We start from the raw sequence: 12337 nt of genomic DNA, 5'->3' as shown, positions 1-12337 counted from the left end.
ATGAGAAATATTTTTCTATTTTTCTTCTTTTTATTTAATTTAAATGTTTTTGCAAACTCTTTGGATGAAAACTTAGTTAAAAAACAAATTGCCAAGATGTTAATTGTTGGTTTTGATAAGGCAAAAATAGATAATTCTTCTCAAATAGTTAAAGATATAAAAAAGTATCAACTTGGTGGAGTGATACTATTTGATAAAAATTTACAAGATAAGAGTAAATCTAAAAATATTATCTCTTTTGAACAAGTAAAGAAATTAACTCAAAGCTTACAAAATTTAGTAGATTATGAGCTTATTATTAGTATTGATCAAGAGGGTGGAAAAGTTCAAAGATTAAAAAAAGAGTATGGCTTCATAGAAACTTTAAGTGCAAAAGATATTTCAAAACTGCCATTAAATAAAGTAAGACAAGAGTATAAAAGTTTAGCTTCACAACTAAATGAATTAGGAATAAATGTAAATTTTGCACCAGTAGTTGATTTGGCAATTAATCCAAATAATAAAGTTATAACAAAATTAAATAGAGCATATTCAACTAATGTAAATGAAGTAGTAAAATATGCAAAAATATTAATACAAGAACAAGAAAAAAATAAAGTAACTAGTGTTCTTAAACATTTTCCTGGACATGGATCTTCTTTAGAAGATTCTCACAATGGTTTTGTTGATATTAGTAGTAGTTGGAACAAAATTGAGTTAGAACCATACAAAAAATTAATTAAACAAAATAGTGTAGATATGATAATGACAGCACATGTTTTTAATAAAAATCTTGATGAGAATTATCCTGCGACTTTATCATACAAAGTCAATACAAAATTATTAAGACAGAAATTGGGATTTCAAGGAGTTATTATAAGTGATGATTTACAAATGAAAGCAATATCAAAACACTATAGTTTAAATGAAGTTGTAAGACTTACTATAAATTCAGGTGTAAATATACTATTATTTGGCAATCAATTAGCAAAATATAAAACAACTGATATTATAAATACTATTTATGAAGAAGTAGAAAAAGGAAATATAGCTTATGAAAAGATTATACAATCAAATAAAAAAATAAAAAACTATTTATTTAGAAAATAAATTTATAAGTGATTAAAACTAATGAAATTATTAACATAAATAATATAAAATTGCTTAAAAATTTTATATTAAGAGGTAAGTTTGATTAAGTTATTTATTTCATCAAAAAAGTTCCAAAACTTTATTGCTACATTGATTGTAATCAATGGAATTATTTTAGGTTTAGCCACTTCAAAGCAAATTGTTCAAGAGTATTCAAGTATTCTTACTTTTTTAGATAATACTATTATTGCTATTTTTACAATTGAGATAATTCTTCGTATATATGTGCATAGATTGAGCTTTTTTAAAGATCCTTGGAGTTTATTTGATTTTTTTGTAGTTGCAATATCTTTAGTTCCTGCAAATGAAGGTTTATCAATCTTAAGAGTACTTAGAGTATTAAGGCTTTTTAGATTATTAACTGTAATTCCTCAAATGAGAACAATAATAGCAGCATTACTTGGTGTAATTCCTGGAATTGCTTCTGTTTCAATGGTTTTAATGTTGTTTTTTTATGTATTTGCTATTATGGCAACTAATCTTTATGGAGATAGTTTTCCCCAATGGTTTGGAACTTTAGGTGAGAGTATGTACACACTTTTTCAAGTAATGACCTTAGAGAGTTGGTCAATGGGAATAGTAAGACCAATAATGGAACTATATCCTTATGCTTGGATATTTTTTGTAATTTATATATTAATTGTAACTTTTGTAATGGTAAATTTATTTATTGGACTTATTGTAGATGCTATTTTTACAATAAAAGGTGAGCAAAAAGAAGAAAAGTCTAAAGAATTACAAGAGATAGAACTTTTAAAAGAGCAAGTGCAAGAATTAAAACATATTTTATTAAAAAAGAGTGAAAATGATAATACTTGATTTTGAAACAAATAGTAAAAGTGTAGGGGATGTAATAGAAGTTGCAGCTGTAAAAATTGATACTTCATTTAATATTTTAGATAAATTCCATAGATATTATTTATCAAGATATAGTTTAAATCCTTACTCTTTTGCAGTTCATAGATTAACTCCTGAGATGATTATGGAGTATAGAAAAGATAAAGATTATTCTTCATATTTTACAGAAGATGAAGACTTTTATGAGTTTTGTGAAAATAGTGATACGCTAATTGCGCATAATATCTCTTTTGAGTTAAGGCATTTAAATAAAAAAGTATATTTTCAAAATCAAATTTGTACAATGAAAGAGAATAAACATATTGTAAATGCAAGAAATAAAAATGGCAATATCAAGAATCCAAGATTAAACGAAACTTGCCATTTTTATGGAATAGAGTTTGATGAAAACAAGCATCACACTGCAACATATGATGTTACAAAAACATATGAAATATTAAAATGTATGCATGAATATAATAAAATTAATTTTTAAGAACTCTTCTTTTCTTTATTGATATTTATTTTATCTTCATCTTCATCATGATTTTCATCATTTTGGTTTTTCTCATCTTTTTTATGAGAACGTGAGAATTTCTTTATTCCTTCTAATTCATAATTTATTGCATTTACAGATATTGAAATCTCAACAAGTGCAATAAATAAAGATAAAGTCATAGAGATTAAACTAAGTCCAAAAAGTACTTCACCTAAAAAGTTTAATTCTAAAAAAAGAAAAAACATAGAAATTGTGCAAAGTATTAAAGAAACTACTCCATAAATTTGCATCTGTTTTATTAATGAGACTCTTTTTTTTAAACTTCTAATTTGTTTAGAGGCTTTGGGAACTTTGCCATCTCGTGCATTTGCACTTAAGCCTCTAATTAGTTGTCCTGTTGTTAAAAATCTATTAGTATAAGCTAATAAAAGTAAAGATATAGCTGGAAATAGTAATGCTGGAGTAGTAATCGCTATATTTAATGTATTCATTAACTATTTTCCTCTAAAGTTTCTATTTGAATCTCTTTTTGTAGTTTTTTTAGAAGCTACTTTTTTTACTGGCTTTGTAATATTTTTCTTTTCTGTTAATTTCTTTTTTTTCTTTTTGAAAAGTCTTGGTTGTTTCTCTGTTAATTCATATTCATCTAGAACTAATCTTTTGATTGTAATCATTAAATCTTTTTCTATTTTTTCAAGTTGTTTATACTCATTTGCACAAACTAAAGTAATAGCTTGACCTGTTTTACCAGCTCTTGCTGTTCTTCCTACTCTGTGTGTAAAATCATCAGTGCTTAAAGGTAACTCAAAATTTACAACATAAGGTAAATCTTCTATATCAATACCTCTTCCTGCAATATCAGTTGCTACTAGAACTCTGATTTTATCACTTTTGAAATCTCTTAAAGCTCTTGCTCTTGCAGGTTGCTTGATATCTCCATGAATACAAAGTGTTGATAAGCCATCTAAATTAAACTGTTGTGTGATTTCATCTGCTATTTTTTTTGTATTTACGAAAACTAAAACTTTATGATAGTTTTTTGAACCAATTAAAAATGAAAGCATCTCTATTTTCTTAAAACTATCTATTTTGTATGCAGTGTGTTCTATTGAATCTACTCTTTGTCTTACATTTGTTAATTCAACAACTGTTGGTTTATTTAAAAACTCTTTTGCAAGTTTTTTTACATTTTGTGAAATAGTTGCAGAAAACATTGAAATTTGTCTATATTGGCTAACTTGTGCAAGTATTCTTTTTACTTCCTCAATAAATCCCATTTCTAAGATTGTATCTGCTTCATCTAATATAACTCTATTTATACTTGAAATACTTAATATCTTATTTTCTACATGATCTAGTAATCTTCCTGGTGTTGCAACTATAATATCAACACCTTTTTTGATTTTTTCTGCTTGAAGTTTATTGCTAACACCACCATATGAAACTGCATGTTTTATATTTAAATGTCTTGAATAGTTTGATATATTTCTAGCAATTTGATTTACAAGTTCCCTTGTTGGTACAATTATAAGAACTCTTGGAACTCTTTTTTTATTGTAATCAATCTCTTCTTTTAGTTGTTCTAACATAGGTAGTAAAAAAGCAGCAGTTTTTCCTGTACCACTTTTAGCAGCAGCAATTAAATCTTTTTTATTTAATAAAATAGGTATTGCTTGTTTTTGAATAGCTGTTGGACTTTCATAACCTTCTTCTTTTAATGCTTTAATTAACTCTTTTGATAATTGAATTGAGCCAAATTTTTCGATAATAATTCCTTTGAATAGTCATTTTTTGAAGAAATTATAGCATAACTTCTTTATAATTTTAACTTTTTTAAATAAGAAGTTATCAAAGGTTGATTATCTTTTCTACAAATCATGTAAGTATGAATATTTTTAAATTCATTTGGAAGAGTCTCTATTTTTACTTCATTTTTAAAGTTTAAGTGATTTACTACAAAAATAGGAAGTACTGTTATACCCATTCCCATTTTTACACATCCAATTATTGTTTCTAAACTTCCAAACTCTATATTTTTATAAGGTTTATTCTGTTTTTTCATATACTCGTCTAAATGTTTTTTATAAGTACAACCTTTTTTAAAAGTTAATATATTATTTGCAGCATTTTTATGTAATGGTTTTAGTAATACTAACTCTTCTTTAAACTCTTTTATTATCATAAACTCTTTATTTGTAGGTTTTCCACTAACAAATGCAATATCAACTTTATAATCAAGTAACATATCAATTAATTCTTGACTTGGACCTGTTGAAAGTTCGAGTTTCATATTTGGATATTTTTTATCTATTTTTGAAAGTAAAGTTACTATTCTTGTTGCTGCATTTGATTCTGTTGAAGCAATTTTTAGTGTCTCTTCATGTTTTAAGTGCATTATAAACTGTTGGGTTTCATATACTTTTTGTACAATTTCTTTTGCATAAGGATATAGTTTTTCTCCCACATCTGTTAATACAATACCCTTTGAAAACCTATGAAATAATGTGTGTCCAATGCTCTTTTCAAGCTGTTTTATTCTTGCTGTTACATTAGATTGAGCACAATTTAATTCAATTGATGCTTTGGAAAAGCTACGCTTGTTAGCTACACTTAAAAATATTTTTAATAAATTAGAATCCATCACTAATCCTTATATCACTTATAGTTATTGATTATTTGACTTTGAATCATTATAAGTGATATTATAACACAAAAATTTAGGCTAGGCAATGAAAACTATTTTAAATAAAAAGAGCAATGCAAATATTATTATTGCGGGCATATTTGCACTTATTATTGGTATGGGTATTGCAAGGTTTGCTTTTACCTCACTTTTACCATCAATGTTAGAAAACAAACTTGATATTAGTTTTGCTGGATTACTTGCTTCTATTAATTATTTTGGCTATTTACTTGGGGCAATCTTTGCAATTTTTATAAAAGAAGTTTCTTTAAAAGTTAAATTCTTTAGAATAGGGCTTTTTATATCTTTTTTTTCTACTATTGTTTTAGGTATGCAAACAAATGATTTTGTTTGGATAGTATCAAGGTTTGTAGCAGGTTTTGGTTCTGCAATGCTTATGGTAGTTGGTTCATCTTTGGTTATGAGTCGTTTGAATTTTGAAGATAAAACAAAAGCTATGGGAATACATTTTTCAGGAATAGGATTTTCAATAGTTGTAACTGATATTTTAAGTAGAACTGTTTTAAACTACTCTTCATGGGAAAATGCATGGATAGCATTAAGTATCTTATCTATTATTTTAGGTGCATACTCATTTTATATTTTAGATGAACAAGAAAATAAAAATTTCCTAAAAATAAAATCAAACCCCTTTAAAATAGACTCTTTTGTTGTAGTATTGATTTTTACATATTTTACTGTTGGAATAGGTTTTGTTGTTCAAGGAACTTTTTTACCTGATATTATTAATAGTATTGAAGGATTAGAGGGTATTGGTTCAAACTCATGGCTTTTAGTAGGAGTTGCTGGAGTTCCATCTTGCATAATTTGGATGAGGCTTGCCTCTTGTTATGGAAGTGTAAATATAATACTTGTTTGTATGATTCTTTTAATAGTAAGCATTTTAATACCTACAATTACATCAAGTCTATTTTTTAATTTAATAAGTGCATTTTTATATGGAGCTACATTTATTGCACTAGTGGGCTTGTTTTTAAATTTAGGTGGAAAAATAGCAAGTTCAAATCCAGTTTTTTTAATGGGAGCTTTAACTAGTTCATATGGAATTGGGCAAATTACTGCACCTTTGTATTCTATTGCTTTAATTAAAAAGTATCATAATTATGATAGTACTTTATATCTTACTGCATTTATAATGCTTATGGGTGTAATCGTTTTATACTTAAATAAAAATAAGGAGAAAAAATATGCCAATAATTAGTGTAAAAATGACCCATGAAGATGGTGGAGCTACAAAAGAGCAAAAAGAGATGTTATCAAAGAAGTTAACACAAAGTTTTCAAGAAGTTTTTAATAGAAAAACAAATAATGCAGTTGTAATAATTGAAGAAGTTAGTACTGATAATTATGCAATTGGTGGAGAAACAGTTAGTAATATACGAAAAATAAAAGCTTAGATTTTCTAAGCTTTTATATAATTTGTCCTAAGCCATCATCGATATAAGCATTTATTCTTTTTAAAAAATCTTCATAAGTTTTTTTACCAGTTTTATTAAATATTACTATTTTTTCACCATATTCATCATGAATAAAGTGCTCTTTTTTAATAACTTCATTATATAATTTTTTACTTTCATCATCACTATCTAAATCATTATATAAAAACCAGTTTGCAGTATGATTTTCAATTCTAATAAGTCCAAATGTATTTTTATCATCTACATAATCTTGTATTGTGCCATCTTCAAATTTTGCACCAACAACCATATCATATTCATTTAAGAGCATTTCCATAATCTTTCCTTTAACCAAAATGCAATTATAACTGCAAATAAGTTATAATTTGTTTTAAAAAAAATAAAAAGAGTTTTAATTATGATAGATTATACAAAGAAGTTAAATACAAGCAGAGAAATTTATCCAATAGATGATATAGAAATTTCAGTAGAAAGTGATAGGGGTAGAATTATTTCAACACCAGCTTTTAGAAGACTTCAAAAAAGAACACAAGTTTTTCCTTTAGAGTTAAATGCAGCTGTTAGAAGTAGGTTAACTCATTCAATTGAAGTTCAACAAAACTCACGATATATAGCAAGAACAATTTTAGATAAAATCAAAAAAGAGAATAAAATAAAAACTTATCATCTTGAAGATTTGGAAAATGCTTTTATTTCAACTGCTGAGATGTCAAGTTTGGTACATGATATAGGAAATCCTCCTTTTGGGCATTTTGCAGAATTATCAATAAATGATTGGATGAAAAATATTGGAGTAAAGTGTTTAGATAAACTTTATGAAAATATTAGTGAAAAAAATTCAAATTTAAAGCAGATGTTAGTAGCAGATATTACAAACTTTGATGGTAATGCACAAGCAATTAGAATAATCAAATACCTTCAAAGATTAAATCTTTCATACTCTCAAACAGCTTCTGTTTTAAAATATACAAGAGGAGCATTTGAAAAAAAGCCTGAAAGCAATGATAAATTAAACTATTTGAAAAAAAAGCCAGGATTTTATTATTCTGAAAAAGAGTTTGTTAAAAAAGTTTGTGATGCTTTAGAGATAAAACAAGGTTGCAGATTTCCTTTGACATATATTATGGAAGCAGCTGATGATATCTCTTATTTAACAGCAGATATTGAAGATGCAGTTGATAAAGGTGTGTTTACACTTGATGATTTATATAGATATATAAATGAAGAGTGCAAAAAAGTAAATGAGAAATATAAAAAAGATGAAACTTTTTTACTTGATTTAATTAATAAGTATTATAAAAAAGCAAAAGAACAAGAAGAAGAACCTTATCAGTTTAATCTCTTTTTAACACTTACAAGAGCAAATTTGATTAATTATTTAGTAAAATATGTTGCAGATGTATATTTACAAAATCATCAAGAAATTTTTGATGGTTCATTTAATAAAGCACTATTAGATTTTGATAAGGCAAATAAATACTCTTTAGCAATTGAAGTATTACAGAATATATCTATAAAATATATCTATAACAATAGAGAAAAACAGGCTTTAGAACTAAAAGGACATACAATTTTACATGGTTTATTAAATTGTTATAAACCTCTTTTAGAGTTAAGCAGTTGTGATTTTAAAAAGCTTGTATTAAAACAAAAAATTGATTGTTTTGTATCATCACGACTTATTGGAAGATTATCTTCAAAACATATTGTTGCTTATTCAAAAGCAATAGAAGAGTTAAATAGTGAAGATAAACAAAGATATAATCTTTTAGAGTGGTATTATAGAGCAAGATTAATAATTGATTATGTTTCTGGAATGACTGATGATTTTGCTTTAGATGAGTATAAAACTTTAACTGCAAGTTAAGAGTATATCTTAACTTGTATGCTTTGCTATAAAATTATCAACTTTTTTTAAATACTCTTTTTTTAACTCTTTTGATATAAAAGAAGAGTTAAAAGAGTTTTTAACTAATGTGATAATATCTTCTTTTGATAAGTCTAAGTTTTTATATATTGCGTGAAAATTATCATTTAAATATCCACCAAAATATGCAGGATCATCTGAGTTTACTGTGACATTTAGTCCAAAATCAAGCATTTGTTTAATTGTATGTTGTTTCATGTTTTCAAATACTTTTAGTTTTGTATTTGATAAAGGACAAACTGTAAGTGCTATTTGTTCTTCTTTTAATCTTTGCATTAATTCATTGTTATAAAAAGCTTGTACTCCATGATCTATTCTATTTACTTTTAAAATATCAAGTGCATCAATTATAAATTTATACGAACCCTCTTCCCCTGCATGAGCAACAAGCATAAAACCTAATCTTTTTGCCTCTTCATATACTTCTTTAAATTTGCTAGGTGGATTTCCAATTTCAGAAGAATCTAGTCCAATTCCAATGATTTTTTCTTTAAATTTGCTAGCTTGCTCTAAAGTTTTAAAAGCATCTTCTTGACTTAGGTGTCTTAAAAAGCACATTATTAATTTTGAACTTATGCCTAACTCATTTTTTCCATCTTCTAAAGCATTAGTAATTCCATTGATTATTGTTTTAAATTCAATATTTCTACTTGTATGTGTTTGTGGGTCAAAAAAGATTTCAGTGTGAATTATACTATTTTCTTTGCATCGTAATAAATATTCAAAAGTTAAATCATAAAAGTCTTGCTCTGTAATTAAAACTTTTGCACCACTATAATATATATCAAGAAAAGACTGTAAATTGGTAAAGTTATAAGCTTCTTTAATCTCTTCAATTGATTTATATTCAAGCTTTATATTATTTCTTTTTGCTAGTTCAAACATCAATTTTGGCTCTAATGTTCCCTCAATATGTAAATGAAGTTCAGCTTTTGGTATTTTGTTTATAAACTCTATCATTAAAATCCTTTTTTTATTAAATGAAGTTATAGCAAAAAAAAACTAAAAAAGTTTAAACATTAAGTTTTTAAATTAGTTAAATTTTTTTTCAAACTTTAATATTTTACGGGTTACAATTAGAGTAATTAAATTGCAAGGAGGTACTATTGACAAATAATACAACAGAAGCTTTTTGTGATAATGCTAAAGGTTTAAAAGATATTTGAAACTTTAGTTGATTTTGTAAAATATTACAAACAACCCCACCATTTATATGGTAAAAAATTATAATCTTTTAACTAAGATAGATTATTATAAAAGCTTAAGGTGCTTAAAGTAAGCAAACTTACAGTTAGACACTATATATATACCTTATTTGCCTCCATAGTTTCTATGGAGGTTTTTTTATTGTAAAAATTTGTTATAATACAAAAAAATAAAAGGCTAATTATTAAAAAGTTTAGAAAAGTACATATTGAAATAACAAATATTTGTAATTTAAAGTGCTCTTTTTGTCCTCCAAAAATAAAACCAAATGCAACTATGAGTTTAGAAAAGTTTGATGAGTTAAATTGTGAGTTGAAATCATATACAAAAGAGTTAGCGTATCATATAGTAGGTGATCCTTTAGTTTTGTCAAATTTAAATGATTATTTAAATATAAGCAAAAAGCATGACTTAAAAGTAAATATTACAACAACTGCAAATAACATAAATAAAAAACATTATGAAGCTTTGAGTAATACTATTTTAAAACAAATAAACTTTTCAATAAACTCTTATAATGCGAACTCTCATAAAAAAAGTTTAAATGAATATTTACAAGCTATTATTGATTTTATAAAATATGCACAATCAATCAATCATGAATACTTTATAAATTTAAGAATTTGGAATTTAGATGATACAAAAAGTGCAAAAGAGTTTAATAAAAAAGTTTTTGACAAAATAAATAGTGATTTTGATTCTAATATAAATATTGATGATGTTTATAAAAATAGACCTAAAAATATAAGAATTGCAAGAAAAATATTTTTCAATTTTGATGATTATTTTAAGTGGCCAAGTTTGGATGAAAAAGTTATTTCAACAAAAGGATTTTGCTATGGTTTAGATTCTCATTTTGGAATATTAAGTAGTGGTGAAGTTGTGCCTTGTTGCTTAGATCAAAATGCAGTGATAAATTTAGGAAATATAAACAGTTCAAAACTTGATGATATATTGAAAAGTAAAAGAGTTTTAGATATACAAAAAGGGTTTAAAAAAAATATTTTAATTGAAGAATTATGTCAAAAGTGTGATTATAGAAAAAGATTTGATAAGGAAAATTAATGAATGAATTGGATTTAGTTAAAGTAAGTATTAGAGATTTTTTTACAAAAAAGATGTTAAAGTTTGCAATTTTACCTTTAATATTTACTTTGTTTATTATGTATATACTATTTTTTAGTGCAGCTGGTTATGGAATGGATTCTTTACAAATAGTTATAACACAAGCACAAAATGGACAAGAAATAACAGCACCTGAAAATGCACCATTTTATTTTGATTGGGCTACTTTTTTACTTCAATATTCAGTTACTGCTTGGATTGTTGCTTTTTTAGTTTATACAATTGGAATTATATTTGTTATGATGTTTTCTGTATTTTTAACTCTTGCAATTATTGGTTTTTTAACACCTTTTATTTTAAAAGCTTTACATAAAAGACATTATAGTGATTTAAAAATGGATGGACATGGAACAATATTAACGCCACTTTTTATTTTAGCAAAAAGTACTTTTATGATGATATTTTTATTTATTTTATTTATTCCTTTATATTTTATACCATTAGTTAATATTATTGCTTTTAATATACCATTTTACTATTTTTTCCATAAACTATTAAATCATGATGTTGCATCAACAATTTTAAGTGATGAAGATTATTTTTTAATACATAAAAAAGAGAAAAACAGTTTTAGAATAAGAACTTTCTTACTTTATATGTTATCAATGATTCCTTTTATTACACTGTTTTCCGCGGTTTTCTTTATAATTTATTTAGGTCATGGATACTTTATAGAGTTAAGAAAGTTAAAAGAGGGTGAGGCAAGTGCTATTGATAAGTTTTTAGAACTTAAGTAACTAGCCTATACCCTGTACCTTGAATATTTTTTAAAATACCTTTAGGTAGTTTTTTTCTAAAGTTTTTTATAAATAGTCTCATTGCATTTGGAGTCATGACATTTGCATCATCCCAAATTTGTGTTTCCATCTCTTGGTATGTAATGATTCTATTTTTATTTATTAGTAACTTTAAAAAAGCATTCTCTTTTTTTGTTAAGATGTGTTCTACATCTGGACCTGTTACACATGATTTACTTTCATCATAAATCCATTTTGGAATAAGATTATAAACAGGTGCTGCTGCATAACTTTTTATAAAAGCCTCAAGTGCTTCTGTTAATTTAGCTTCTGTAATTGGTTTTATAATATATTTTACAAGGTGTAGTTCTGTTGCTTCTAGCATATACTCTAAATCAGTATGCGCAGATGTAATTATAACTCTGACTTTTGAATCAGTTTTTCTAATTTTTTTTATTAAATCAATTCCTGATTCTTTTGGCATTCTAATATCAGTAATAATTAAATCAGGTTTTTTATCTTGATATAATTTATAAGCATCTTTTGCATTTTTTGCTAAATATAAATTCTTAAACATATGTCTTAAAATCTCAAAAATATTATTTCTAATTCCATCTTCGTCTTCAACATATAATAAATTAAAACTACTTAATTGCTTAATTAAGTCTTGGTTCATAGTAAAATCCTTATTAGAAAAGATATGGTATCATATCAAAAAAAGCCTAATCAATGCATAAACTTAAAGTATTGAAA

The 12337-nt window shown here is 25.4% G+C and carries 14 protein-coding genes; 8 read left to right on the top strand and 6 right to left on the bottom strand.

The window, feature by feature from the left end; genetic code table 11:
• From ACAN_RS09975 to ACAN_RS09965, 3 genes are all read left to right on the top strand, one after another.
• Nucleotides 1-1089 carry a glycoside hydrolase family 3 N-terminal domain-containing protein gene (locus ACAN_RS09975; protein ID WP_099334442.1) on the top strand — a complete coding sequence of 363 codons (1089 nt, stop codon included), beginning with the start codon at nucleotides 1-3 and terminating at the stop codon, nucleotides 1087-1089.
• Between the two features lie 81 nt (nucleotides 1090-1170).
• Nucleotides 1171-1950 (top strand): ion transporter, encoded by a 780-nt coding sequence (locus ACAN_RS09970; RefSeq protein WP_099334441.1) that lies wholly within the window; start codon nucleotides 1171-1173, stop codon nucleotides 1948-1950.
• On the top strand, nucleotides 1937-2464 hold the full coding sequence (locus ACAN_RS09965) for a 3'-5' exonuclease (protein ID WP_099334440.1): 528 nt from the start codon (nucleotides 1937-1939) through the stop codon (nucleotides 2462-2464). The genes ACAN_RS09970 and ACAN_RS09965 overlap by 14 nt, the downstream gene beginning before the upstream one ends.
• Here ACAN_RS09965 and ACAN_RS09960 read toward each other — a convergent pair.
• From ACAN_RS09960 to ACAN_RS09950, 3 genes are all read right to left on the bottom strand, one after another.
• Nucleotides 2461-2958, bottom strand: a complete 498-nt coding sequence (locus ACAN_RS09960) for a DUF2721 domain-containing protein (RefSeq protein ID WP_196778778.1) — start codon at nucleotides 2956-2958, stop codon at nucleotides 2461-2463. The two genes, ACAN_RS09965 and ACAN_RS09960, sit on opposite strands and share 4 nt — an antisense overlap.
• A 3-nt stretch (nucleotides 2959-2961) precedes the next feature.
• The gene (locus tag ACAN_RS09955; RefSeq protein WP_337678312.1) at nucleotides 2962-4152 is read right to left on the bottom strand and encodes a DEAD/DEAH box helicase; all 1191 of its coding nucleotides are present in this window, start codon (nucleotides 4150-4152) and stop codon (nucleotides 2962-2964) included.
• A gap of 131 nt (nucleotides 4153-4283) precedes the next feature.
• The gene (locus ACAN_RS09950) at nucleotides 4284-5108 is read right to left on the bottom strand and encodes a LysR family transcriptional regulator (protein ID WP_099334439.1); all 825 of its coding nucleotides are present in this window, start codon (nucleotides 5106-5108) and stop codon (nucleotides 4284-4286) included.
• Nucleotides 5109-5196: 88 nt separating this feature from the next.
• Between ACAN_RS09950 and ACAN_RS09945 the strand changes: the two genes are divergently transcribed.
• Both ACAN_RS09945 and ACAN_RS09940 read left to right on the top strand, forming a co-directional pair.
• Nucleotides 5197-6372, top strand: coding sequence for a YbfB/YjiJ family MFS transporter (locus ACAN_RS09945; protein ID WP_099334438.1), 1176 nt, complete (start codon nucleotides 5197-5199; stop codon nucleotides 6370-6372).
• Entirely contained in the window at nucleotides 6359-6568 is a 210-nt protein-coding gene (locus ACAN_RS09940; protein WP_099334437.1) for a tautomerase family protein, read from the top strand. Before ACAN_RS09945 ends, ACAN_RS09940 begins: the two co-directional genes overlap by 14 nt.
• Nucleotides 6569-6581: 13 nt before the next feature.
• Here ACAN_RS09940 and ACAN_RS09935 read toward each other — a convergent pair whose 3' ends face one another.
• The gene (locus ACAN_RS09935) at nucleotides 6582-6905 is read right to left on the bottom strand and encodes a hypothetical protein (RefSeq protein ID WP_099334436.1); all 324 of its coding nucleotides are present in this window, start codon (nucleotides 6903-6905) and stop codon (nucleotides 6582-6584) included.
• 81 nt (nucleotides 6906-6986) lie between these two features.
• On the opposite strand from ACAN_RS09935, the gene dgt reads away from it, so the two are divergent.
• Nucleotides 6987-8456, top strand: coding sequence for a dGTPase (gene dgt, locus ACAN_RS09930; RefSeq protein ID WP_099334435.1), 1470 nt, complete (start codon nucleotides 6987-6989; stop codon nucleotides 8454-8456).
• A 9-nt stretch (nucleotides 8457-8465) separates the two neighbouring features.
• On the opposite strand, the gene ACAN_RS09925 is transcribed toward dgt, so the two are convergent.
• Nucleotides 8466-9476 carry an adenosine deaminase gene (locus ACAN_RS09925; protein WP_099334434.1) on the bottom strand — a complete coding sequence of 337 codons (1011 nt, stop codon included), beginning with the start codon at nucleotides 9474-9476 and terminating at the stop codon, nucleotides 8466-8468.
• Nucleotides 9477-9878: 402 nt separating this feature from the next.
• Between ACAN_RS09925 and ACAN_RS09920 the strand changes: the two genes are divergently transcribed.
• Together ACAN_RS09920 and ACAN_RS09915 are read left to right on the top strand one after the other, a co-directional pair.
• Complete coding sequence (locus tag ACAN_RS09920; protein WP_322863382.1) at nucleotides 9879-10787, top strand: radical SAM/SPASM domain-containing protein; 909 nt, start codon at nucleotides 9879-9881, stop codon at nucleotides 10785-10787.
• A complete protein-coding gene (locus ACAN_RS09915) occupies nucleotides 10787-11584 on the top strand; it encodes an EI24 domain-containing protein (RefSeq protein WP_099334432.1) in 798 nt (265 codons plus the stop codon). The genes ACAN_RS09920 and ACAN_RS09915 overlap by 1 nt, the downstream gene beginning before the upstream one ends.
• On the opposite strand, the gene ACAN_RS09910 is transcribed toward ACAN_RS09915, so the two are convergent.
• Nucleotides 11577-12260 (bottom strand): response regulator transcription factor, encoded by a 684-nt coding sequence (locus tag ACAN_RS09910; protein ID WP_079580087.1) that lies wholly within the window; start codon nucleotides 12258-12260, stop codon nucleotides 11577-11579. The two genes, ACAN_RS09915 and ACAN_RS09910, sit on opposite strands and share 8 nt — an antisense overlap.
• Between the last annotated feature and the right edge of the window lie 77 nt (nucleotides 12261-12337).

Origin of the sequence: Malaciobacter canalis, from assembly GCF_008000835.1 — a bacterium.
Lineage (GTDB): Bacteria > Campylobacterota > Campylobacteria > Campylobacterales > Arcobacteraceae > Malaciobacter > Malaciobacter canalis.
The sequence above is the reverse complement of the archived record's forward strand: the minus strand, read 5'-3'. Positions and strand labels throughout refer to the sequence as shown.